Origin of the sequence: Streptomyces turgidiscabies Car8, assembly GCF_000331005.1 — a bacterium.
GTDB classification, from domain to species: domain Bacteria; phylum Actinomycetota; class Actinomycetes; order Streptomycetales; family Streptomycetaceae; genus Streptomyces; species Streptomyces turgidiscabies.
Genome location: NZ_AEJB01000388.1, coordinates 1 through 23,678 on the forward strand (window position 1 = coordinate 1; position 23,678 = coordinate 23,678).

Annotated in this window: 20 protein-coding genes and 1 pseudogene; 9 read left to right on the forward strand and 12 right to left on the reverse strand. The window is 70.7% G+C overall.

From position 1 onward, the window contains the following. Positions 1–25 precede the first annotated feature (25 nt). Positions 26–955, reverse strand: a complete 930-nt coding sequence (locus STRTUCAR8_RS28495) for an AurF N-oxygenase family protein (RefSeq protein WP_044473050.1) — start codon at positions 953–955, stop codon at positions 26–28. Between the two features lie 106 nt (positions 956–1,061). Here STRTUCAR8_RS28495 and STRTUCAR8_RS28500 point away from each other — a divergent pair, with 106 nt between their 5' ends. Next, positions 1,062–1,919 carry a hypothetical protein gene (locus STRTUCAR8_RS28500; RefSeq protein ID WP_006379571.1) on the forward strand — a complete coding sequence of 286 codons (858 nt, stop codon included), beginning with the start codon at positions 1,062–1,064 and terminating at the stop codon, positions 1,917–1,919. Here the strand turns inward: STRTUCAR8_RS28500 and STRTUCAR8_RS28505 are convergent. From STRTUCAR8_RS28505 to STRTUCAR8_RS28535, 7 genes are all read right to left on the reverse strand, one after another. Further along, complete coding sequence (locus tag STRTUCAR8_RS28505; RefSeq protein WP_006379563.1) at positions 1,900–2,427, reverse strand: DUF3291 domain-containing protein; 528 nt, start codon at positions 2,425–2,427, stop codon at positions 1,900–1,902. The two genes, STRTUCAR8_RS28500 and STRTUCAR8_RS28505, sit on opposite strands and share 20 nt — an antisense overlap. Before the next feature lie 44 nt (positions 2,428–2,471). Beyond that, positions 2,472–3,929 carry a penicillin-binding transpeptidase domain-containing protein gene (locus STRTUCAR8_RS28510; protein ID WP_044473051.1) on the reverse strand — a complete coding sequence of 486 codons (1,458 nt, stop codon included), beginning with the start codon at positions 3,927–3,929 and terminating at the stop codon, positions 2,472–2,474. A 35-nt stretch (positions 3,930–3,964) separates the two neighbouring features. After that, positions 3,965–5,383: an FtsW/RodA/SpoVE family cell cycle protein gene (locus tag STRTUCAR8_RS28515; RefSeq protein ID WP_006379558.1), complete on the reverse strand. Its 1,419-nt coding sequence runs from the start codon at positions 5,381–5,383 to the stop codon at positions 3,965–3,967. A 34-nt stretch (positions 5,384–5,417) separates the two neighbouring features. Next, entirely contained in the window at positions 5,418–5,972 is a 555-nt protein-coding gene (locus STRTUCAR8_RS48800; protein ID WP_006379560.1) for an SH3 domain-containing protein, read from the reverse strand. 67 nt (positions 5,973–6,039) lie between these two features. Beyond that, positions 6,040–7,371: a sensor histidine kinase gene (locus STRTUCAR8_RS28525; RefSeq protein ID WP_006379561.1), complete on the reverse strand. Its 1,332-nt coding sequence runs from the start codon at positions 7,369–7,371 to the stop codon at positions 6,040–6,042. After that, a complete protein-coding gene (locus STRTUCAR8_RS28530; RefSeq protein ID WP_006379559.1) occupies positions 7,368–8,159 on the reverse strand; it encodes a hypothetical protein in 792 nt (263 codons plus the stop codon). Before STRTUCAR8_RS28530 ends, STRTUCAR8_RS28525 begins: the two co-directional genes overlap by 4 nt. Before the next feature lie 473 nt (positions 8,160–8,632). Continuing rightward, positions 8,633–9,139, reverse strand: a complete 507-nt coding sequence (locus STRTUCAR8_RS28535; RefSeq protein WP_006379556.1) for a protein-tyrosine phosphatase family protein — start codon at positions 9,137–9,139, stop codon at positions 8,633–8,635. 122 nt (positions 9,140–9,261) lie between these two features. Between STRTUCAR8_RS28535 and STRTUCAR8_RS28540 the strand changes: the two genes are divergently transcribed. Further along, complete coding sequence (locus STRTUCAR8_RS28540) at positions 9,262–10,068, forward strand: nuclease-related domain-containing protein (RefSeq protein ID WP_006379565.1); 807 nt, start codon at positions 9,262–9,264, stop codon at positions 10,066–10,068. A 58-nt stretch (positions 10,069–10,126) separates the two neighbouring features. Beyond that, the gene (locus STRTUCAR8_RS28545) at positions 10,127–10,876 is read left to right on the forward strand and encodes a class I SAM-dependent methyltransferase (protein ID WP_006379554.1); all 750 of its coding nucleotides are present in this window, start codon (positions 10,127–10,129) and stop codon (positions 10,874–10,876) included. Between the two features lie 20 nt (positions 10,877–10,896). Here the strand turns inward: STRTUCAR8_RS28545 and STRTUCAR8_RS28550 are convergent. After that, a pseudogene (locus STRTUCAR8_RS28550) lies at positions 10,897–11,555 on the reverse strand (HAD family hydrolase). Between the two features lie 302 nt (positions 11,556–11,857). Here STRTUCAR8_RS28550 and STRTUCAR8_RS55200 point away from each other — a divergent pair. From STRTUCAR8_RS55200 to STRTUCAR8_RS28560, 3 genes are all read left to right on the forward strand, one after another. Further along, positions 11,858–11,983, forward strand: coding sequence for a hypothetical protein (locus STRTUCAR8_RS55200; RefSeq protein WP_006379572.1), 126 nt, complete (start codon positions 11,858–11,860; stop codon positions 11,981–11,983). Positions 11,984–12,070: 87 nt separating this feature from the next. Beyond that, positions 12,071–12,994: a hypothetical protein gene (locus STRTUCAR8_RS28555; RefSeq protein WP_234372517.1), complete on the forward strand. Its 924-nt coding sequence runs from the start codon at positions 12,071–12,073 to the stop codon at positions 12,992–12,994. Continuing rightward, complete coding sequence (locus STRTUCAR8_RS28560) at positions 12,991–13,704, forward strand: hypothetical protein (protein WP_234372518.1); 714 nt, start codon at positions 12,991–12,993, stop codon at positions 13,702–13,704. Before STRTUCAR8_RS28555 ends, STRTUCAR8_RS28560 begins: the two co-directional genes overlap by 4 nt. 32 nt (positions 13,705–13,736) lie before the next feature. Here the strand turns inward: STRTUCAR8_RS28560 and ligD are convergent, their stop codons facing one another. Beyond that, positions 13,737–14,606, reverse strand: coding sequence for a non-homologous end-joining DNA ligase (ligD, locus tag STRTUCAR8_RS28565; protein WP_006379566.1), 870 nt, complete (start codon positions 14,604–14,606; stop codon positions 13,737–13,739). A 56-nt stretch (positions 14,607–14,662) separates the two neighbouring features. Here ligD and ku point away from each other — a divergent pair, with 56 nt between their 5' ends. After that, a complete protein-coding gene (gene ku, locus STRTUCAR8_RS28570; protein ID WP_006379569.1) occupies positions 14,663–15,748 on the forward strand; it encodes a non-homologous end joining protein Ku in 1,086 nt (361 codons plus the stop codon). 61 nt (positions 15,749–15,809) lie between these two features. On the opposite strand, the gene STRTUCAR8_RS28575 is transcribed toward ku, so the two are convergent. Next, positions 15,810–17,129, reverse strand: a complete 1,320-nt coding sequence (locus STRTUCAR8_RS28575) for a beta-ketoacyl-[acyl-carrier-protein] synthase family protein (protein ID WP_006379552.1) — start codon at positions 17,127–17,129, stop codon at positions 15,810–15,812. 134 nt (positions 17,130–17,263) lie between these two features. Then, positions 17,264–17,719: a MarR family winged helix-turn-helix transcriptional regulator gene (locus tag STRTUCAR8_RS28580; RefSeq protein WP_006379564.1), complete on the reverse strand. Its 456-nt coding sequence runs from the start codon at positions 17,717–17,719 to the stop codon at positions 17,264–17,266. A 193-nt stretch (positions 17,720–17,912) separates the two neighbouring features. Between STRTUCAR8_RS28580 and STRTUCAR8_RS28585 the strand changes: the two genes are divergently transcribed. Then, positions 17,913–19,379 (forward strand): MFS transporter, encoded by a 1,467-nt coding sequence (locus STRTUCAR8_RS28585; protein ID WP_006379557.1) that lies wholly within the window; start codon positions 17,913–17,915, stop codon positions 19,377–19,379. A 530-nt stretch (positions 19,380–19,909) separates the two neighbouring features. Continuing rightward, positions 19,910–23,678 (forward strand): beta-ketoacyl synthase N-terminal-like domain-containing protein (locus tag STRTUCAR8_RS28590; RefSeq protein WP_044473054.1); only part of this gene is annotated, 3,769 nt, incomplete at its 3' end.

Consider the following 23,678-nt stretch of genomic DNA (forward strand, 5'->3'; position numbering starts at 1 on the left):
GCCCCCACGGGCCCGCACTCCGACATCACGCCAGCAGCCCCGAAGACCTCCACAGCCGTCGGCCGACACCCCGCAGCACCCCGATGTCGTCCAGGAAGTCCGTCAGCTTCTTCGCGCCGGTCTGCATGACCTCGCGTCGATGCCCGCTGGCCTGCACCTGGGCCACCGCCTCCGCCCGGTCCAGCCCCACGTTCGCGTAGACGTCCGGGTTGACGAAGGCGACCGAGAACACGCGGGCGAACTCGCCGGACGTGACGCGGGTGTACTCCTGGGACCACCTCGGGGCCGTCACCATCTGGCGGCGGAGTTCCTCCCGGGCGTAGCGGACGTGGCGGGCCTCCTCCACCACATGGATTCTCGTCACGCCCCTGATCAGCGGCTGGACGCGCTCGTCCGGGAACGTCAGGCGCTGCATCCAGTCGAGGACCTCCTCGCCGAGCAGGGTCGCCGTGAAGGAACCGGGGGTGGTCGACACCGTCTTGAAGAAGCGGCCGAGGTTCTGGTGCGCCCGGCTGACCTGGTAGTAGGGGGTGCCGCCGCGGCTGATCAGACGGGCGAACATCTTCGAGTGACGGCACTCGTCCTCGATCTCCGTCAGGGCGTAACGGACGTGCGCGCTCGTCGCCGCCTTGTCGTAGATGTGCCGTACGAGGAGCTGCATCAGGATGATCTCGAACCAGATGCCGAGCGAGGCGAGCGCCGCCGCCTCGTGGCGGGAGAGCAGGATGCGCTGCTCCTCGCTCATCCGTTTCCACAGCGGAGTGCCGTACAGGGAGACCAGCTCGGGCGGCCAGAACCACTTGCCGTCCTCGAAGGGGGCGTCCCAGTCCAGTTCCCTGTCGGGGTCGAAGGAGTGTTTCGCGGACGCGTCGAGGAGGCGCTCGGCCACCTGCTCGCGGTCCTTCAGCACCCCGAGGGCGTCGCGGAGTATCTCGGCTTCGGTCACTGTCGTCACATTCTTATGAGACCGCTTGTCAGCAAGTCGGTCAATCCCCTGGACGTACTCGCGCGTAGCCTTATGCGAGGCTTACGCGGTCACCCGAGTGCAGTAGCGTTCTGGCGTGTCCACGACTCCGCCGCCCCAGCCGCCCGAGAACCCCTATGGCCCGCCCCCGACGCCGGGCCCCTACGGCCAGCAGCCGCCTCCGCCGCCGTATCAGGCCCCGCAGCCGGGTCCGTACGGCCAGCAGCAGCCTCCGCCCCCGTCCCCCTACGGGCAGCAGCAGCCCTACGGCGCGCCCGCCCCCGCTCCCTGGGGTGCGCCGGTGCTGCCGCCCAGGAAGAGCCGGCTCGGCCTGATCCTCGGCATCGTCGGCGGTGTCGTCGTGCTGGCCGTGGCGGGCGTGGCCGGCCTCTACTGGATCGGCGCGAAGTCCGACACCGGGTTTCCCGACGCCGAGTACAAGCTGACGCTGCCGCAGAAGGTGCTCGACGACAAGTACGAGCTCGCGAGCGACCTCTCCGGCGCCGAGGGCAAGACCATCGAGGACGAGGCTGACGGTGCCTGGGACGCCCGGGACACCAAGGCGGTGGTCGGTCAGTACAGCCTCGGCGGTGACCAGGCGCAGGGCACGCTGGTGATCTCCGGCATGTACGGGCGGTTCAAGAACACCGGCCTGGCCCGCGACAACATGATGGAGGGCGCGGCCGGCGGCAAGGGTGCCAAGGTCGCCGTCAAGCCCAAGGACTTCAAGCCGGCCGGCTCCGACGTGACCGTGACCTGCGAGGTGCTCGTCCAGACCCAGCTCGGTACGGAGATCACCATCCCCGTCTGCGGCTGGGTGGACGGCAACACCGGTGCCTCCGTCGCCGAGATCACCGCCGACACGGTCACGAAGAAGCCCGCTCAGGTGGACCTCGCGGCGGCGGCCGAGACCGCCGTCAAGATCCGCGAGGAGATCAGGAAGCCGATCGGCTGAGCGACTCCACGCCCGGGTCCGACGCCGGGCTCGCGGGGCCCGGCGGGAACGACGTACGCAGGGTGAACGCGTACTCGGTCGGTCCGTGCGCACGCAGATGGAGGAGGCGGGTCTCCGCCTCCTCCACGGTCGGCCGGTGTCCCGCCGGCACCCACCACAGAGCCGTGACCGCCTCCGCCAGCCGCTCGAAGAACTCCCTCCGGCGCGCCAGCAGTTCCCGGTGCTGCCCCTGGTACATGAACGCCGTGAGCGCGTTCGTGTCCCGCCACACCGACATGTTCACCAGGATCCACTCGTCGTCGAACATGTGCGTGTCCGTCGCGTCACCCGTCTCGCCCTGCAGCCTCCAGACGAACCCGTCCGAGGCGTCGGCGACGGCGTTGACAGGATCGAGGCCGTCGGCGAACGGCTTCAACTGCGCCGATTCCAGAGGGGCTTTGAGACGACCGATGTTGACCTGGGCCAGTTCGTGGGCGAGTCCGTACGCGGCTTCCGTTGATGGCGTCATGGCCGCACGGTAGGTCGGGGGACCGGCCCTCGCACCCTCATATCTCACCTGCCGAGCACCGCCTCCATCACCGCCCGGGCGATCGGCGCCGCCGTCCCGCCCCCGCTGATGTCCGTACGGTCGGCGGAGGCGTCCTCGACCACCACCGCGACGGCCACCGTCGGCTCGACGTCCCCTCCGCCCTGCGCCCATGACACGAACCAGGCGTACGGCGTACCGGAGTTGCCGATGCCGTGCTGGGCGGTACCGGTCTTGCCGCCGACCACGGCCCCCCGGATCGCCGCGTTGGTGCCGGTACCCCGTTCCACGACGTCCCGCATCAGCTCACGCATCCGTACGGCCGTCGACGGACTCATCGCCCGGAGCCGGCTCCGTACCCCCGGTGTGGCAACCGTCGTGCCACGAGCGGTGGTTGACCGGTCCACCAGGTAAGGGGACGGCACCTGACCGCCGTTGGCGACCGCCGCCGCGACCAGTGCCATCTGCAACGGCGTGGCCCGCGTGTTGTACTGGCCGATCGCGGACAGCGCCAGCTGCGCTCTGTCGACGTGCCGGTCCAGGGTGCTCCGCGCGACCGAGAAGGGGATGCGCAGCCCCGAGTCGTTGAAACCGAAGCCGTCCGCCGTGGCCGCCAGACCGGCGACCCCCACGTCCACGCCCAGCTTGGCGAAGACCGTGTTGCACGACCAGGTGAACGCCTCCCGCAGCGAGGCGTCCGCGCAGCCGTCGCCCTCGTTCGTCAGCACCGTGGACGTACCGGGGAGGCGGTACGGGTCGGGGGAGCGGGTCGGCTCGTCCAGATCGGTGATCACCCCGGCGTCGAGGGCCGCCGCCGCCGTGACCACCTTGAACGTCGAACCCGGCGGATAGGTCTGCCGCGCCGCCCGGTTGAGCATCGGCTTGTCGGGATCGCCGTTCAGCCGCCGCCAACTTCGTTCCACGGAACGCCTGTTGCCGGACAGTACGGCGGGGTCGTACGACGGCGCGGAGACCAGGGCGAGGATGCGCCCGGTCGACGGCTCCACGGCCGCCACCGCGCCCTTGCGCCCGGCGAGCCCCTCGAAGGCGGCCTGCTGAGCGGCCGGGTCGATGGTCGTCACCACCTTGCCGCCGGGGTTCCGCGCCCGTGTCACGTCGTTCCACAGCGGGAGCGGGGAGAGCAGCGGATCGGTGCCCGACAGGACGCCGTCCTCCGCGTGCTCCAGGAACGTCGTGCCGTACACCTGGGAGGCGAAGCCGGTGACCGGGGCGTACAACGGGCCGTTCTTGTACGTCCGTTCGTAGCGGAGCTGCTCCCCGGTGTCGGTGGACCCGGTGACCGGCCGGCCGCCGACCAGGATGGGTCCGCGTGGCTGGCCGTAACGGGCGATCACCTGGCGGCGGTTGGCCGGGTTGTCGTCGTAGCGCTGGGCCTGGACGACCTGGACGCGGGTGACGTTGACGAGAAGGGCGAGGAGCAGCAGGGCGCAGAAGAGGGCGGCGTGCTTGATGCAACGCGTCATCTGCCGTGGTTTTCGCGCCCGTTCGGGCTGTCTCGTCATGGTGTGGTCCGCCCGTCGTCGTCCGTGTGCCGGCGGCGGGCCGAGTCGCTGATCCGGATCAGCAGCGCCACGATGATCCAGTTGGTGACGACGGACGAACCTCCCTGCGCCAGGAACGGCATCGCCATACCGGTGAGCGGGATGAGGCCCGACACCCCGCCCGCGATCACGAACACCTGGAGCGCCACGATCGAGGCGAGGCCGACCGCGAGCAGCCGGCCGAAGGGGTCGCGCAGCGAGAGGCCGGCCCGGTAGCCGCGCTCCACCAGAAGGGCGTACAGGATGACGATCGCGGCGAGACCGGCCAGCCCGAGTTCCTCGCCGGCCGTCGCCAGGATGAAGTCCGACTTGGCCGCGAAGCCGATCAGGATCGAGTGGCCGCGCCCCAGCCCGGTGCCGAGCATGCCGCCCGCCGCGAACGCGAACAGCGACTGGGAGAGCTGGTTGGGCCCCTGACCTGCCTCGATCGTCGCGAACGGGTGCAGCCAGTCCTCGACCCGGCTGTGGACGTGCGGTTCGAGGGTGCCGACGGCGAAGGCGCCCAGCGCGGCCAGCGCCAGACCGACCGCGATCCAGCCGGTGCGGCCCGTGGCCACGTACAGGAGGACCACGAAGAGGCCGAAGAAGAGGAGCGAGGTGCCGAGGTCGCGCTCCAGGACCAGCACGCCGACGCTGATCAGCCAGATCGCCACGATCGGGCCGAGGACCCGTCCGGTGGGAAGCTGGAGAAGGCTGAGCCGCCAGATCTGGCGGCCGGTGTACGCGAGCGCGTTCCGGTTGGCGGCTAGGTACGCGGCGAAGAAGACCGCCAGCAGCACCTTCGCGAACTCGCCCGGCTGGATGGAGAATCCGGCGATCCGGATCCAGATGCGGGCCCCGTTCACCGACGGGAAGAAGATCGGAAGGGTCAGCAGGACGAGGGCGGCGGCCACACAGACGTACGCGTACCGCTGGAGGACACGGTGGTCGCGCAGCAGCACGACGACCACGACGAACAGTGCCACGCCGACCGTGGACCAGACGAGTTGGGCGGGGGCGGCCCGGTGCCCCGGCGTCTCCAGGTCGAGCCGGTGGATGAGGACCAGACCGAGGCCGTTGAGCAGCACGCCGATGGGCAGCAGGAGCGGGTCGGCGCAGGGGGCGCGCCGGCGTACCGCGACATGGGCGAGGAGCGCGAGCACGCCGAGCCCGGCGCCGTAGCCGGCGGCGCCGGGCGGGACGGTGCCGTTCCTCGCGAGGCCCACATCGCAGTAGCCGTACACGCAGAGGAGGACGGCGACGACGATGAGGGCCAGCTCGATGCCACGGCGCCGGGGGACGCGCGGGGCGGGATCGGAGGGATCGGCGGGCTCCGAGAGCCAGGGCTTCGGGGATTCCTCGTACTCCGCCGCCACGGTGGTTCCGGGCTTCGTCATGTCCGGAATCTACCCAAAGCTCACGACTTATCGGTCAGCAGAAGCGTGGCGCGGCGCCGATGTTGTCGATGTAGCGGGCGGCGCCCCAGGCCCAGGTGCCGTCCGTGAGGAGGTACCAGAGCGAGTTGCCGTCGACGTTCTCACCGCCGACCTTGCAGAAGATGGTGACGATCGCGCCCTTGGGGACGACCCGGATGATGGCGCTGCCGCGATTCGGCGCGCTGCGCAGCCGCAGTCCGCTGGTGGCGGTGACGATCCCCTTGTAGAGGACGGTGTTGCTGCTGGTGTTGTTGTGCTGACCCCAGTCGCCGTTGCCGCTCTGCTGGTTGCCGCCCTGCTGGTTCCAGCTGCTGTTGCTCTGCTGTTGCTGCCCGCCGCCGCCGTTGTTGTTCGGATTGTTCTGGTTGTTCTGATTCTGGTTCGGGTTCTGATTCTGGTTGTTCGGCGGCTGCTGGTTCTGGTTCTGGTTCCAGCTGCTGCCCCAGTCGTCGTCGGCGGGGCTCGCGAGTGCCGGGGTGACGGCCCCGAGGGAGAGCGCGGTGGCGGCGGCGGTTATGCCGAGGCGGGTCAGGGTGGTCCGCGGTGACATGTGGGCTCCTTTGGCCGGACAGAGCTGACTAACCGCCACGCTAGGAGCCGGTCGTGTAAGGCGCCCGTCACGCTGGGCCGTTGGTGGCGAGCCCCCGCGATTCGGCCAGGGTGAGCGTGGCCAGAGCGCCGCCGCCCGCACTGTCCGGCATGTTGGTGAAGGTCAGCCGGGCGCCCAGTACCTCCGCCTGGCCCAACGCGATCGTCAGCCCCAGCCCGTGTCCGGTCGCCCCGCCCTCCGTACGGAACCGCTGCGGCCCGTGCTCCACCACGTACTCCGGGAAGCCGTCACCGTGGTCCCGCACGGTCACGACCGGCCCGTCGATGGTCAGCGTCACGGGCGTACGGCCGTGCCGGTGGGCGTTGGCGACCAGATTGCCGAGCACCCGTTCGAGCCGACGTCGGTCGGTGTCGACGCGGGTGTCCCGGACGACGACGATCTCCGTGTCGGATCCAGGGGCCCCCGCACTCCCGGAGGTCGCCGGCTGCGCCGAGTTTCCCGAGGCACGCACGATCCGCACGACCCGTTCGGCGAGGGCGCCGAGCGCCTCGGTGTCGACCTCCAGCCGCTCCTTGCCCGTGTCCAGCCGGGAGATCTCGAGCAGGTCCTCGGTGAGCGTACGCAGCGCGGCGACCCGGTCCCTGACCAGCTCGGTCGGCCGCCCGGGCGGCAGCAGTTCGGCCGCCGCGTGCAGCCCGGTGAGCGGGGTGCGCAGTTCGTGGGCCACGTCGGCGGTGAAGCGCTGCTCGCTGAGCAGTTTGCGCTGCAGCGAGGCGGCCATGGTGTCGAGCGCGGCGGCGACGGCGGCGACCTCGTCCGGCGAACGGTTCGGATCCTGCGTACGGGAGTCACCGACGCGGGCGTCCAGGTCGCCGGCGCTGATCCGGCGGGCCACCTGGGCGGTCGCGTGCAGCCGACGGGTCACCCGGGTCACCGCGAACGCGCCGACCAGCAGCGTCGCGCCGATGGCGAGGCCCGACGACCACAGGATGGCCCGGTCGAGGCCCTCGATCGTACGGGCGCTCTGCGAGTAGTCGAGCGCCACGGCGAGCGCGTGCCCGCCGTCCGCCGGACCGGCCGCCCACATCGTCGGCACCCCGTCGTGGTCGGTGACCATCGTGCCGCGCTCCCCGGCCGCCGCGAGCGCCCGCAGCGCCTTCGGCAGCCCCTCGGGGTCGATGCCGGTGTGGGGCCGGAGGGCGTCCCCGGCCTCGTACGCGTCCGTGGCCTCCACCAGTCGGGACAGGGCGCGGTCACGGGCCTGGTCGACGGTCTGATGGGTCACCGAGACATGCACGAGGACGCCGAGCAGGGCGGCGAGCGCGCAGCACATCCCCGTGATGAACAGCGCGGCCTTGGCGGCGAGAGTGCCTGCCCATCCGGGCAGCGCGACCCTCACCGGGCACTCGCGGACGAGGAGCCCGACGAAGCGGCGGAGGTGGAGGCCGAGGACGACGCCACGGGGGCGTGGGCGCGCTTGGGTTTGCCGGTGCGCAGGAACTCGTCCCGGGTGAGCAGCATCGCCTTCTGGTCGGCGTCCCAGGTCCACTGGGTGCGGTACTCGTACCCCGGGATCTGCGACGGCGAGCGGATGATCACGGCCCGGCCAGCCAGTTCCACGGCGGTCACGGCGTCGTCGTTGGCCATGATCTGCACCAGCTTGTGCCGCTGGAAGGTGTACACGCGTACGGCCGTCCCGTTGCCCGGCAGCAGCCGGAAACCGAGGGCCATGTCGTCGCGGCCGTCGCCGGTGAGGTCGCGGTAGTAGGCCTTGAGGACGGGACAGGCGCCGGTCCCGCTGCCGCCCGTTTCGCCGGTGCCCGTACGGCCCTTCCGGCCGCAGGCGGCCATACGGGCGGCCGTCCCGGCGTACGGGGAGTTGTCGGCGGTGTACACGTCGTGGTGGGTGGCGATCTCCGCCCGTACGACGGCCACCGGGTCGACCTTGTGGATGTCGTCACCGGGGGCGGTGATGCCCTTCACGGTCTCGGTCTCGGCCTCGCCGTAGTCCCAGGCGGGGCTGGAGGCGGCGGGCAGGTCGGGCCAGAGCCGGGCGGGGCTGACGGCGGTGGCGGTCGGCCCGGCGCCCCGCAGCCCGCCGGCGTCACCGCAGCCGGAGGCGAGGACGGCGAGGGTCAGAGCCAGGGCGGCGAGGGGGACACGGGAGGAGGCGCGGCTGCGGTTCACCGAGGTCCTCCGAGGATGCCCCGGCCTTCAGGCCGGGGAGGAATCGGACTCCTGCGGAGCAGGGCAGGAAACGGGGTCTCGCCTCCAGGGCGAAAGACCGCCCACGTGACCGGGTAGGCTGCCCGGCTTGCGGTGCGAGAACTGAGCTCCGTACGTGTGCTGATCGAGAACCAAGACAGCACATGCACCTCCTAGCTTTGCCGTACCAAACCGGGCAGGTTTCGTCCCGGCTGGTGTTGATCGTGGAAGACCTGTCGAGTCGTTGACCCGCGGGCAGCGTGCGCCAGGAATCCCCTGCTTCAGCTGGGGGAGGATTCAATGCACTCCTGTGTCGGGCGGGGACGGGCGGGGCGGGCGGGGTCGCCTCGTCCACGACACCTTATTCGCAGGGAAGTCGCATTTTCCGGGCGGGCTGATCGGGCTGACTGGGCCGGCCTGGCGGCTCGGGCGGTCCTCACCGTTTCAGATGCCGCCTACTCGGCCAGCTCCTCCAGCAGCCGGGCCGTGGGCAGGCCCGTCCGCAGGTACTCGACGAACAGCTGGTTGTGCAGGGCCCAGGGGGAGCGGCGGGATCTGATGAGACGGATCGCCTCGTCGGTGCTGTGCCCGTCGTGAACGAGGGCGTGCGCGACGACGAGCCCCGAGCGGTTGTACCCGCTGTAACAGCGCACCAGCACACTGCGCCCGTCCTCCAGCGCGGTGCACACCGTCTCCGCGAGCCGGATCACACCGGCGAGCTGGGTCCCGTCGAGCGGCCCGTCCGGAATCGACCACACGTGATGCTCGACGCCGGGATCGGGCCCGTACCCCGGCAGCCTCAGCAGGGTCACGACCAGGTCGAACTCATCGTGCACCACGGCGAGTTCAAGCTCTCCAGGGCGACGCGTGAACTCGTGTCCACCCATCCACAGCCCGGGCACGATCTCGCTCCAGGGCTCGCCAGGGGCCGGTACGTCGGGCTGTTTCCTGCGGGTCCGCAACTACGCCGCCTCCCCACTCGGGCAACCGACTCCACCCCAACTTTCCCCAAAGGTAGCCGGGTTCTTGCCCCCGCAGCACCCCGCCTGTTCCCATGGCCATGCGGGGATTGGGGTGATGGTGGATGAGCGGACTGCGCGTCGTACCGGCCTGGCGCCAAGGCCACGAACGGCTGTACGTGTGTCTGACGGACGGGCGGAACGTCGCCTGGTACGACCGTGAGTCGTCCCGGGTCAACCTGCTGAGCGACGACCTCAGAGGGGACGTAATGGAAGCCCTGGGCCCGTTCCTGACGGGCCCGGTGACGGTGGGCCCGCCCCCGGTCCCGACCCCGGCGGAGCTGGCCCGGCTCTCCCTCCACCCCGACGACGACCTGGCCCCGAACCGTCCCGGCGAGGCCCTCCAGATCGCCCTGGACCGTGACCCGGGCCCACCGCACCGCCTCCGCCCGGACCCCCGGAGGCGTGCCCTGGCGGCGGAGCAGGCGGTGGGCGGGGCCCTGGAGGCGCTGGAGGGCGCGGGCTGGCACACCCTGCACTCGATCCCGCTCCCCGGCGGTGACCGGGTCCACCACCTGGTGATCGGCCCGGGCGGCCTCTTCGCGGTCCACACCCTGTACGCCCGTAAGCAGCGGGTCCTGGTGGCCGACCCGATGGTCTCCCTGGGCCGCCGCGACCCCCTCCCCCTCCTGCGCCGGGTCCGCTCGGACGCCGACCGTGCCTCGTACGCCCTGACGGCGGAGGTTCACCCCGTGCTGGCCCTGGCAGGCCCGGCCGATCTGAAGGTGACGGTGCCGCTGAGAGAGGTCAGGGTCCTCGTGGACACGGACCTGTCGGGGCTGGCGCGACTGGGGGGCGTACTGAAGCCGGCGGACGTGGAGGCGTTGCACGCGGTGGCCCGGGACCGGGGGACCTGGGCCAACTCGTCGTGAGCGGGGCGCCGTTGATATTCGAGTGAACTTACGCGGCGGCCTGCGTAGGGTGCCGGACGTGGACCCAGCTGACTTCTACACCGGCATCGTCGCGGAGCTCTACGCACCGCTGAAATCCTTCTCCCAGGACCCCGAGCCCTATGCGGCCTTCATCCAGCGAGCCGGCCTGCCGGCACTGGAGCTGGGGTGCGGGGACGGTGATCCGCTGCTCGAACTGCGCCGGCGCGGCCTGGACGTCGACGGCGTCGACTCCTCCGCCGACATGCTCGAACGTCTCGGCCGCCGGGCGGACGAACAGGGCATCGCCGCCACCGTGTTCCATCAGCGCATGGAGGCTCTGGACCTGCCCCGCCGCTACCGGGCGATCTTCCTCGCCGGACCGACCTTCAACCTGCTGCCCGACGACGACACGGCGCTGGCCGCCCTCCGCGGGGTTCGCGCTCACCTGGCGGAGGGCGGCACCGCCCTGGTGCCGCTCTTCACCCCCGCGCCGACCCCGGCCGAACAACTCGGCGACGTGCGCACGACCGTCGCACCCGACGGCGCGGAGCTCCGCTTCTCCGTCGTCGCCGAGCAACGCGACGAGACGGCCCGGACACAGACGACCCTGCTGCGCTACGAACGCCACCACGGCTCGGACAGCAGCGTCGAGGACCGCCCGTGGATCCTGCACTGGTACACCCGGGACGGCTTCGAGAAGCTGGCCACGACCGCCGGCCTGACCGTGACCACGGTCACCGACCCGGACGGCAAGCCCACCCCCGCCACCGACACCGACCTGCTGCACTTCTGGCTCCGGGCGACCTGACCGCGTCCCCCTTGTGATGGTCAGTGACGGCCCACCCGGATCAGGGCGGGCAGTTCGTCGAGGCTCTCGATCCTGAACGTCGGGAGCTTCTTCGCTTCGTCGGTCTGCCACTGGATCGTCGCCCACGGCCCGCGACGCACCAACGCGGTGTGCATGCCTGCGGCTACGGCCGGACGGAGGTCGTTGTCGACTCGGTCACCGACGTACAGGATCTCGTCGTCGGCGAACGGGACGACTTCGGCGACGCGATGGAAGAACTCGGGGTCCGGTTTGCTCGCGCCCCAGTCGTCCGACGTTCCGATCAGATCGACGTCGTCGCTGAACAGCTCGCGGAGGATCTTCCCGGCCCGGACCGTCTGGTTGCCCGCGATGCCCAGCCATAGTCCGTCGGCCCGGAGTTGGGTGAGTACCGGCCGTACGTCCTCATAGAGGTCCGTCTCGTCGAACGCTTCGGGATGTCCGGCGCCGGCCCGCTTCTCGCGCTCCACGTCCAGGTCGAAACCCGGCCGGAACTCCTCGAAGGTCTCGTCTCCCGGTAGTCACGCCCCTGGGCGATGACCGCACCAAACACGGCGGCGAAGGTGTGGCGGGGCACCTGGAGCCAGTCGGCCCAAGTGCCGTACTCCCGTGTCTCGTCCACGAGACACTCGCCGACGTCGAAGACCACCGCGCGAATCATGAGCCTAAGTATCCACTGCGTGACCCGCCCGCAGACCGGTTCGCCGGACTGACTGCGGCCGGTCCCCGCACGATCGCGGCGCGGTGTCGGTTTGATCTCCATCCGTGATGTTTGCAGTCATGAATCGGCGATGGAAAGGTAGAGAGGGGTTGCCAAGGCTCAGGGCAACCCCAAGGAGCAATCACCACATGCCTTCTCAACCACAGTCGGAACCATTTGATCCGATTCCTCGCGTGACGAGCATGCTTTGATCCCCTACGCAGGCTTGACCGGTGTGTGCAGCCGTACATAGGGGGAACCGCATGATCACGAGGAAACTCGCTCTGCCGGCGGCGGGAGTCTGCACCGTCGCTGGGCTCGTCGACGTACCCGCTTCACAGGCGGCAACCGGGGATCCGGTGGCGTTCACCGGGCAGGTCGACACCTAGATACCGCTGGACCGGGCTCGGTTCACGTTGCGCGCCGACCTGTCCGCCGTAGAGACGGCCAATCTCGCCGACGGCGAGAAGGTCCCCATGCTGAAGCTGCCCACCACGGGGATCAGCACCACCGGCAACTCGTTCAGCGTCGCGGTCGCTCCGGCCGATGTGCCGGACCGCTACATCGGCTCGAACGGCCTGGTCTCGCTGGAGCTGGAGATCCACGACCCGCAGAGTGACAGTTGCGCGTGGACGACCCAGTCCGTGCGTCTCGTCGGCGACGTGGCGGCCACCCGGTCCGCCTCGGCCCGGAGTTGGGCCGACCCGCTCGCCTCCGGCCGCAGCGCGACCGCCCGCTCCGCCGTGAGCCGGGCGCCCAAGGCCAATGTGCATCTGGGCAAGGCCCCGAAGGGGGCGAAGGCCGCGTTCATGTCCCGCGCCGACACCTGCACGACCACGAAGATCGGCCAGAACGACGCCTGGGCCACCATCGGCGAGGGCTTCCCGGCCGCCCCGGGCTACGGCACGAAGCGCGGCACGAAGTGGTCCGCCTCCGGCAGTGCCGCAGTCGCCAACACCAAGGGCTTCAACTTCCAGTGGGATCCGGACACCAACCCGAACATGGCGTACCGGGCCGAGGCGCGCTACTACAGGTACAAGTACGATTGCGGCGGCGTGATCATCAACCGCAAGTTGAAGGCCGTCTCGGAGACCGGCGGAGTCAAGACGATCCACGTGGACGCCAACCCGCCGAACTGGCTGTCCCGTGCGAAGTGCGTCTTCGACATGCCTGCCGGTACCTGGACGAAGAGCACCGGCAAGGCGTACTCGAACTCCGGCGGCGTCAAGTTCGGTTCGGTGATCGGCATCGACCTGAGCACTTCGCGGGTCTACACCAAGGGCTCCACGCTCAGTTACAAGATGGACGCCGGACACGACTCGTTGTGCGGCAACACGGACAAGCCGGGCTATGCGCCCAAGGTCCAGCAGTTTTACAACCGCATCCAAGAGGAACTGTGACCAGGAGTTCCACGCGCGAGGAAGCCGCCGTGCCCGCACGGCGGCTCCGTCGCGGACGCAAGGGGAAGAGCGTACTGATCCTGGCCGCCGCCGCGACGGCCGTGGCCGTGACGGTATCGCTGCTGACCGGTTGGCCGTTCGGTGACAAACGGGTGGAGCACGTCAGCGGGGACGGCCCGCTCCAGTCACACACCGACACCGGTACAACTTCGGTCTACGCGCCGAAGAAGGCTCCGTGGGCTGTGACGTTCGGCAGCTATCTGCTCTGCTCGACCGACGGGGATCCCATCACCGTCGACGGCATCCGTTACCGCGCCCCGGTGAAGCCGAAGTCGGTGTCCCTGAAGCTGCGGACCGTCACTCCGCAGCTGTGGAGGTCAACTGTCGACGCCGGCCAGATCGGTGCCGCTTTGGGCGCACCACCGCACTTCCAGCAGCGCAAGGCGCCCGGTGATTACAAGGACGCCCGGGCGGGCAGCCGCATCACCCAGAGCTGCGCGGACCAGGACAAGGAAGGAACAGGCTTCACTGAGCTGCTGTTCGTCCTGGACGTGGGTAGGCAGGGCGGCTACATCGACACCGCGTGGATCGACTACCACGTGAACGGAGACCCGTACACGCTGCGGCTCGACTGGAGGATGGTCGCCTGCGGCTCGCGGATCCCTCACACGCTGGACGGCACCGTCGTATGCGAGGGAAAACAGAGCTGAAGACGCGGACCCCCTGGGCGGAACCAGCACGCTCATGGTGCCTGCGGTTGCAGGGGTGACATCAGATCCCCGTGCAACCGCAGCCGGGCCGCGATGTCCCCCGCCCTGAACGTGAGTTGGGCGGGGTTCGTACACCCCGCTACCTCCTCCCACGTCACCGGTGTCGACGCCGTCGGTTCGGCGCGGGCGCGGAGGGTGTACGGGGTCGCCGTGGTCTTCCTGGCCGCGTTCTGGCTGTAGTCGACGAAGACCTTTCCTGGGCGCAGGCTGCGCGTCATGCGGTGGACGACCAGGTGAGGGAGGGTGCGTTCCGCCTCGACCGCCAGTTCCTTCGCGTACGCCGTGATCTCGCCGGACGGGGTGCGGGTCGCCGGCGCCGTCAGGAGGTGCAGGCCCTTCGAGCCGGACGTCTTCGCGTACGCCTCGATCCCGTCCGCCGCCAGCCGCTCCCGTAGCCAGAGCGCCACCTCGCAGCACTCCACGATCGTCGCCGGATGGCCGGGGTCCAGGTCGAGGACCATGCGGTCGGCCTCGCCGGGGGCGTCGATCAGCCACTGCGGGGTGTGGAACTCGGTGACCAGGTTCGCCGCCCACATCAGCGAGGGGAGGTCCTGGATCAGGACCATGCGGGCCGGCCCCTCCGAGCGCGGCACGTGCGCCGTCGTCACCCAGTCGGGCGTACCCGGCGGCACGTTCTTGGCGAAGAAGACCTGGCCGTCGGGACCGTCCGGGTAGCGCAGGAAGGACACCGGGCGGTCGTGGAGGTGGGGGAGGAGGACGTCGGCCGTGGTGGCGTAGTAGTGCAGCAGCTCACCCTTGGTGAAGCCGGTCGCCGGGTGGATCACCTTCTCCAGGTTGGAGAGGGCCACCCTTCGCCCCGCCACCTCCGTGATCGGCGTCATACGATGAGAATCCCACGAAAACAGGGCAAAGACGCCACCGGAGGAAGGTTCACCCCGTGCGATCCATATGGAACGGCGCCATCTCCTTCGGGCTGGTCAGCATCCCGATCAAGCTCGTCAACGCCACCGAGAGCCACTCGATCTCCTTCCGGCAGATCCACGTCGAGGACGGCGGGCGCATCCGCTATCGCAAGGTGTGCGAGCTGGAGGACCGCGAGGTCAGAAGCGACGAGATCGGAAAGGCGTACGAGGGTGCCGACGGGGCGATGATCCCGATCACGGACGAGGATCTGGGGTCGCTTCCCCTGCCCACCGCCAAGACCATCGAGATCGTCGCCTTCGTGCCCGGCGACCGTATCGATCCGCTGCAGATGGACACCGCCTACTACCTCTCCGCGAACGGGGTCCCGGCCGCCAAGCCCTACACCCTGCTGCGCGAGGCGCTGAAGCGCAGCCAGAAGGTCGCCATCGCCAAGTTCGCGCTCCGGGGGCGGGAACGGCTCGGGATGCTGCGGGTCGTCGACGACGTCATCGCCATGCACGGGCTGCTCTGGCCCGACGAGATCCGGGCCACGGACGGGGTCGCGCCGGATACCGGCGTCACCGTGCGGGACCAGGAACTCGATCTCGCCGACGCCCTCATGGCCACCCTCGGTGAGGTCGACCTCGCCGACCTCCACGACGACTACCGCGAGGCCGTCGAGGAACTCATCGCCGCGAAGGCCTCCGGCGAGGAGGCCCCGCACGCCCCGGCACCCAGCGGTGGCGGCAAGGTGCTCGACCTGATGGCCGCGCTGGAGAAGAGCGTGCGGGAGGCGAAGGAATCAAGGGGGGAGCAGGTCGAGAGGGCCGCCGAGGACGAGCCGGGCGGGGCGGACGGGCAGGTCAAGCCCCTGCGTGGGCCTCGTACGGCGTCCAAGGCCGCGCCTTCGAAGGCCACCCCCAAGGCCGACGCGGGGAAGAAGTCGACCTCCACTGCGAAGAAGGCCGCCACCAAGAAGACCACCACCGGCAACAAGTCGACCGGCGCCGCCAAGAAGACCACGGCGAAGAAGGCCGTCGCCAAGAAGGCCGTTGCCAAGAAGGCTGTTGCCGAGAAGGCCGGTGCCAAGAAGACGGCCACCCGCAGACGTTCGGCGTGATCTCCCTCGCTTCTCGCCGTTCGCCCTTCGCCTTCCGCTCCTCGCTCCAAGCGCGAACCGCCTATCCGGTGAAGCGCTCACGCCGTAGCGCGAGCACCGCGTTGTGGCCGCCGAAGCCGAACGAGTTGCTGAGGGCCAGATCGCCGTGGTCGGGCAGCGGACGTGGGGCGCCGCGCACCACGTCCAGGTCGATCGCCTCGTCCTGCTCGCCCTCCGCGCAGCCGATCGTCGGCGGGATCGTGCCGTGGTGCAGGGTCAGAACCGTGGCCACCGCCTCCACCCCGCCCGCGGCGCCCTGGAGGTGGCCGAGGTGGCCCTTGAGGGCCGTGACGGGGACGCGGGGCGTGCCCACCGCGCCCAGTACCGCCCGCAGCGCGTGCGCCTCCGCGAGGTCGCCGTCGATCGTGGCCGTGGCGTGGGCGTTGACGTGGATCACGTCGGCGGGGCGGCCTCCGGCGTCGCGCAGGGCGCGGTGGAGGGCCAGGGCCACGCCGGTGCCCGAGGGGTCCGGCGCCGCCATGTGGTGGGCGTCGGCCGACAGGCCCCAGCCGGCCGCCTCGCAGTAGACGCGGGCGCCCCTCGCCCGGGCGTGCGCCTCGGACTCCAGGAGCAGGAAACCCGCGCCTTCGCCGTTGACGAAACCGTTCCGGTCCCTGGCGAAGGGGCGGGACGGCAGCTCCCCGGCGGGATGGGTCGACAGGGCGCGCATCGCGGCGAACGACGCCATGATCGCCGGCGTGACGACAGCCTCGGCGCCTCCCGCGAGGGCGACGTCGACATGGCCGTACCGGATGCGGTCGATCGCCTGGCCGATCGCCTCCGTGCCCGACGCGCAGGCGCTGGTCACCGTGCGGGCCTCGCCCGTGATGCGCAGGGCCAGCGAGATCTGGGAGGCCGCCTGGGACGGCACCGTCATGGGGGTGGTGAGCGGCGAGACCGCTCGGGGACCCTTGTCGCGGAGTCTGCGGTCGCCGCCGACGAGGACCGACGCGTCACCCAGGATCGCGCCCACCGACACCCCCACGCGCTCGGGTGACAGACCGCTCGCCGCCGTGCCCGACCCGTCGAAGCCCGCGTCCCGCCAGGCCTCCCGCGCGGCCAGTACGCCGAACTGCGCGGCCCGGTTCATCCGGCGGGCCTGGGGGCGGGGGAGCAGTCCGGCCGGGTCCACCGGGACCGTGCCGGCCACGCGGACCGGTAGCCCGCTGAACTCCTCGCCTGTCAACTCCCTTATGCCGCACCGGCCTTCGAGGAGGCCTCGCCAGAGGTCGGGAACTCCGACGCCGAGCGGGGTGACAGCGCCCAGACCGGTGACGACGACCCGGCGGGGCGCAGGGTGGCGGGACGGTCGACGGTTACGGGGGTCCGGCTCGGGGTGCATGACGGGGCTGCCTCCCGGAGTACGGCGCGGGACGGTCGGCGCACCTCAACTCTGCCCATGCCAGAGGCAATTCATGCCGAGATGGTTCACGCTTCAAGTGTGAACGGTCGTTCACCTCTTGTCGGTCGCGCCGCTCAGTCGCGCGGCCACGGCCGGCCGTCCAGTCGCTCCACGTCACGGTTGAGGCGGCTCAGATGGGCGGCGAAGTCCGCGACCTCCTCGGCCGTCCAGTCGACCACCACCTTGGCCAGCCCCTCCCGGTTCCCCGTGCGGTCGGCCGCCAGGCGCCGCTCGCCCTCCTCCGTCATCGCGAACTTGCGCGCGATGCCGCCCTCGGGGTCGGGGATGCGTTCGACGATTCCGGCGCGGACCATCGCGGCGGTCTGCCGGTTGAGCGTGGACACGTCCAGGCCGAACGCGGCGCTGAGTTGGCCGATGGACATCGGCCCCTCCACCTGGATGCGGCTGAGGACGATGTACGCGCTGCGGTCGAGCCGTCCCACCGCGCCCCGCGCCGTCGGTGACAGCAGGTGCATGTACCGGCCGAGCAGCATCATCTCGAACTCGACCAGATCAACGGGTTTGTCCATGCGGCTGCTTCCTTCGGCTCCTGAACGGGCCTTCCCCTCGGTGGGCCCCCTCCAAAGTTAGTGCGTTCACCGGCGATATGTATGATGCACTTCTCGTGCATTATGCACATCGCGATATTCGCACCCGCCTTCGCACCCTGCACTCGCGCCTGCATCCCCATCCCCATCCCCATCCGCTCCGAGGAGTGACCCAGTGGACAGTTCCAAGCCCGACGCCGGCTCCGGCAGAGTTGTCGGCATCCTCGCCTTCGCCGGCATCGTGGCCGCGATCACGCAGACCCTCGTGGTCCCGCTGATCGGGGAGCTGCCGACCCTGCTCGACACCTCCGCCTCGAACGCTTCCTGGGTGATCACCGCCACCCTGCTCGCCGCGGCGGTGATGACCCCGGTCGCCGGCCGGCTCGGCGACATGTACGGCAAGAAGCGCATGCTGCTCGCCTCGCTCGTGCCGCTCATCCTGGGTTCCGTCGTCTGCGCGCTGTCCTCGTCCGTGCTCCCGATGATCGCCGGACGCGGACTGCAGGGCATGGGCATGGGCGTCGTCCCGCTGGGCATCAGCCTGATGCGTGACGTCGTACCGGCGGAGAAGCTCGGCTCGTCCATCGCGATCATGAGCGCCTCCATGGGTGTCGGCGGCGCGCTCGGCCTGCCGTTCTCCGCGGCGATCGCCGAGAACGCCAGCTGGCGGGTGCTGTTCTGGGTCGTGGCCGCGCTGGCCCTCGCCGTCGCCACGCTGATCTCGGTCTTCGTGCCCGACGGGCGCGAGAACACCGACGCCGGGCGCTTCGACGTGCTCGGCGCGATCGGGCTCGGCACCGCGCTGATCTGCCTCCTCCTCGCCGTGTCGAAGGGTGCCGACTGGGGCTGGGGCAGCGGCACCACCCTCGGGCTGTTCGCCGCAGCCGTGGTCGTGCTGCTGGCCTGGGGCTGGTGGGAGCTGCGCAACACCGAGCCGCTGGTCGACCTGCGCGTGACCGCCCGTCCGCAGGTGCTGATGACCAACGCGGCCTCGATTCTCGTCGGGTTCGCGATGTACGCGCAGGCCCTGGTCATCCCCCAGCTGATGCAGCTGCCCAAGGAGACCGGGTACGGGCTCGGCGAGTCGATGCTCGCCATGGGGCTCTGGATGGCTCCGGCCGGCCTGATGATGATGGTCATGTCGCCGCTCGGCGCCATGCTCTCCGCCAAGTCCGGCCCCAGGATCACGCTCTCCATCGGCAGCCTGGTCATCGCCGTCGGGTACGGCATCTCGCTGCCGATCGTCGGCACCGGCTCCACCTGGGGTCTGCTCGCGGTGACCATCGTCTGCAACACGGGTGTCGGCTTCGCCTACGGCGCCATGCCGGCGCTCATCATGGGCGCCGTCCCGCAGTCCGAGACCGCCTCCGCCAACAGCTTCAACACCCTGATGCGTTCGATCGGCAGCTCGGTCTCGGCCGCTGTCATCGGCGTCGTCCTGGCCCAGATGACCACCGACTTCGGCGGCTTCGCGCTGCCCTCCGAGGCCGGATTCCGGGCCGCCATGATGATCGGCTGCGGTGTCGGACTCGCGGCCGCGGTCGTCGCCTTCCTCATCCCGGTCCGCCCGGCGGAGGCCGTCGCGGTGGCCGCGCCGGCTCCGGAGGCCCACGCTCCGGAGGCGTCCGAGGCCAAGGCCTGACCGCCGACCGGCCTTCGCAACGAGCCGACCTCCCGGGTTTCCGCCGGGAGGTCGGCTCGTTCTGTCGTGTCCTGCCTCTTGTTCTGACAGGGGGTGTGGAATTAGATGGTCTGTCAGTGTCGCCGGGCAGCGGCCTTTGGCCATGCCGAAGCGGCGACTTCCGCATGCCCGGATTCAGCCGTCGCGATGCGTACGCGAGGAATTTACAAGGTTTACATCCCCTGCCCGCCGTGTTTCCGAGGCGTGAGGCAGAAGTGAATTCACCTGGTTGTCTGACGGCTTGCTGACATCCAGAGGTACGCCGCCAGTCTGCGGCGACGTCGAAACTGATTGGAATTGGGCGGTTTTTCGGGACTTGGTACGGCTGCACGGTGGTGGCCGAATGGAATCGGCCGCATACGGAATGTTCCACGCCATGTTGACTCGTGAGTAATGTCGGCGCTAGCTTCCCCGTGGTTTCCCTCTCAGGTGAAGTGCTTCCGCGCCACAAAACCCCCACCGTGCAGTTTCACCGAGTATTTCGGAGAATCATGACGTCTGTCGTGCGCGCCGTTGACATGATCATTGGAGTCACCCCCTTCGGCGAGCCCGACGCGCGGCTCGCCGCCGCCGTGAGCCGCGCGGGCGGCCTGGGCGTACTCGACCTGGGCCTCGGTGACCGGAGAGCCAGAGACGCGCTGGCCCGAATACGCCACCTCGCCGCCCCCTCCGCCCCCGGCTTCCGCTACGGCGTACGGATCGGCCCCCACTGCCGGCTCACCCCCACCGATCTGGTCGGCGACGGCGCCCCCGACACCGTGATCCTCGCCCCCGATGCCGCCGACGCGTTCCGGCCGGTCGCCGAGGTCGCCGCCCACCACCGCGTCCTCGTCGAGGTCACCGACCTGGAGGAGGCCCTCGCGGCCGTCCGCGCCGGTGCGCACGGGCTGATCGCCCGGGGCAGCGACGGCGGCGGCCGGATCGGCGACCTCAGCACCTTCGTCCTCCTGCAACGGCTCCTCGCCGAACCCGGCATCGGCCTCCCTGTCTGGGCGCGCGGCGGCATCGGCCCCCGTACGGCCGCCGCCGCCGTCGCCGGGGGAGCGGCGGGCGTCGTGCTCGACAGCCAACTCGCCCTCCTCGCCGAGTCCTCGCTGCCGGAGTCGACGGCAGCCGCGCTTCGCTCGATGGACGGCTCGGAGACCGTCGTCGTGGCCGGTCACCGCGTACTGCACCGGCGTGGCCCCGACGCCCCGCCCGTTCCAGCCGGTGATCCGGCGGCGGTCGCGGCGATGCTCGGCGCCCAGGACCCGCGCACCCAGCTCCTCCCGGTCGGCCAGGACGGCTTCCTCGCCGCCCGCTTCGCCGACCACTGGGGCGACACCGCCCGCACGGTCCGCGCCCTCACCGACGCGGTCCGCGATGTCGTACGGGACGTCGTACGGGACGACGCGTGGGATGGTGCACGGGACGGTCTGCGGGATGGAGTGCGAGGCGCGGGGCCTCTGCGGGCGTTGCGCGCCGGTTCTCCGATGAGCCGGGCTCTGGGTACTCAACTCCCGCTCGCCCAGGGGCCGATGACCCGCGTCAGCGACCAGGCGCGATTCGCCGCGGCCGTCGCCCGGGGCGGTGCGCTGCCGTTCGTCGCGCTGGCCCTCGCCAGTGGTGAGCAGAGCCGGGCCATGCTGGCCGAGACCCGGGAAGCCGTCGGGGACGACGGGCCCTGGGGTGTCGGCGTACTCGGGTTCGCGCCCGAGGAACTGCGAAACGCCCAGCTCGAAGCCGTACGGGAGCTGCGGCCCACGCACGCCGTCATCGCGGGCGGCCGTCCCGCCCAGGCCGAGGTGCTGGAGCGGGCCGGGATCAGCACCTTCCTGCACGTGCCCTCGCCGGGCCTGCTGAAGCAGTTCCTGGAGGCCGGGACACGCCGGTTCGTGTTCGAGGGGTCGGAGTGCGGCGGGCATGTCGGACCGCGCGGCAGCTTTCCGCTCTGGGAGGCCCAACTTGCCGTCATCGAGGACTACTTGGCCGGAGCCGGGGAGGGTGCCGCCGAGCGGATCGAGGTGTTCTTCGCGGGTGGGATCCATGACGAGCGGTCGGCCGCGATGGTCGCCGCCCTCGCCGCTCCTTTGACTGCGCGCGGTGCGTCGATGGGCGTACTGATGGGCACCGCCTACCTGTTCACCGAGGAGGCGGTGGCCTGCGGGGCGGTCCAGCCGCTCTTCCAGCGCCAGGTCGTCGATGCGACCAGTACCGCACTGCTGGAGACGGCGCCCGGTCATGCAACCCGCTGCGTACCCAGCCCGTTCAGCGACAACTACCGTGAGTTCGAGGCGGAGTTGCGGGCGAGCGGGGTGCCCGAGCGGCAGATCTGGGAGCGGCTGGAGCGGCTCAACGTCGGGCGGCTGCGCATCGCCAGCAAGGGCGTCGAGCGGGGCACCGAGGGCGAGTTGGCGGCCGTGGATGAGCAACGGCAGCTCGCCGAGGGCATGTTCATGGCCGGGGAAGTGGCCGTACTGCGGTCGGCGACCACCACCATCGAGGCGCTGCACCACTCAGTGGCCGACGGCGCCGCCGACTTCCTCACGGGGCGGGCGGCCGAGCTGCGGGAGCGGCTCGGTGTCCCGGCGGCCGAGGAGGACACCGAAACCCCGCCGCCCGCGCCCCTCGACGTCGCCGTGGTGGGCATGGCCTGTATGTTCCCGGACGCCCCCGACCTCGCCACCTTCTGGGCGAACGTCCTCGGCGGTCACGACGCGGTGGCGGAGGTGCCGGCCGACCGCTGGGACCCCGCCGTGCACTACTCGGCCGGGAACGGGGACGGTGGCGTCACGCCCTCCAAGTGGGGCGGCTTCCTGCCCCGCATCCCCTTCGACCCGCTGTCCTACGGCATTCCGCCCGCCTCGCTCGGCAGCATCGAGCCCGTCCAGCTGCTGGCCCTCGAAGCCGCCCGCCGGGCCCTGGCGCACGCCGGATACGGCGAGCGGGGGCGGGAGTTCGACCGCTCGCGCACCTCGGTCGTCTTCGGCGCGGAGGCGGGCAGCGACCTGTCCAACGCGGGCACACTGCGGGCCGTACTGCCCTCCTACTACGGCAAGGTGCCGGACGGGCTCGCGGATCAGCTGCCCCGGCTCACCGAGGACTCCTTCCCCGGCATGCTCTCCAACGTGATCTCCGGCCGGATCGCCAACCGCCTCGACCTCGGCGGCGCCAACTACACGGTCGACGCCGCGTGCGCCTCGTCGCTTGCCGCCGTCGACGTGGCCTGCAAGGAACTGGTCGGCGGGACCAGCGACGTCGTGCTGTGCGGCGGCGCCGACCTGCACAACGGCATCAACGACTACGTGCTCTTCTCCTCCGTGCACGCCCTGTCCCCGACCGGGCGTTCGCGCGCCTTCGACAGCTCGGCGGACGGGATCGCGCTGGGGGAGGGCGTCGCGTGTGTCGTGCTGAAGCGGCTGTCGGACGCCGAGCGCGACGGCGACCGGATCTACGGGGTCATCAAGGGAGTCGGCAGCTCCAGCGACGGGCGTTCCCTCGGGCTGACGGCACCCAGGCCCGAGGGCCAGCGGGCCGCGCTGCAGCGGGCGTACCGCAACGCCGGCGTCTCGCCCGCCGAGGTCGGACTCGTCGAGGCGCACGGCACCGGAACGGTGGTCGGTGACCGCACCGAACTCACCATCCTGAGCGAGGTGTTCAGCGAGGCCGGGGCCGAACCGGGGGCGGTCGCGCTCGGTTCGGTCAAGTCGCAGATCGGGCACACCAAGTGCGCCGCCGGGCTGGCCGGCCTCATCAAGACCGTGCTCGCCCTGCACACCGGGGTCAAGCCGCCGACCCTGCACGTCAGCAGGCCCAACGCCGCCTGGGACGAGGCGAGTAGCCCGTTCGCGTTCCACGGACGGACCCGGCCCTGGGCGGCTCCGGCGCGTGAACGACGCGCGGGGCTGAGCGCGTTCGGCTTCGGCGGCACCAACTTCCATGTGGTGCTGGAGGCCTACGCCGACTCGACCCCGCCCGCGCACACGCTGGACGCCTGGCCCGCCGAACTGTTCACGTTCCGGGCGGCCGATCCGGCCGGTGCTCGGCGAGCCATCGAGGACGTGCTGAAAGCGGCCCAGGACGAGCAGTCCTCCTGGCGGCTGCGCGACCTCGCGCTCGCCGCATCGCGCCGCTCCGACGCCCGCCACGAGCCCGTACAGGTCGCGGTCGTGGCGACGGACACGGCAGGCCTCGTCGGGCAGTTGCGGCGGGCACTGGCGGGTGAGCACGATCCGCGCGCCGGCGTCCACCTCGCGCAGCACCAGCAGCAGGAGGATGCGT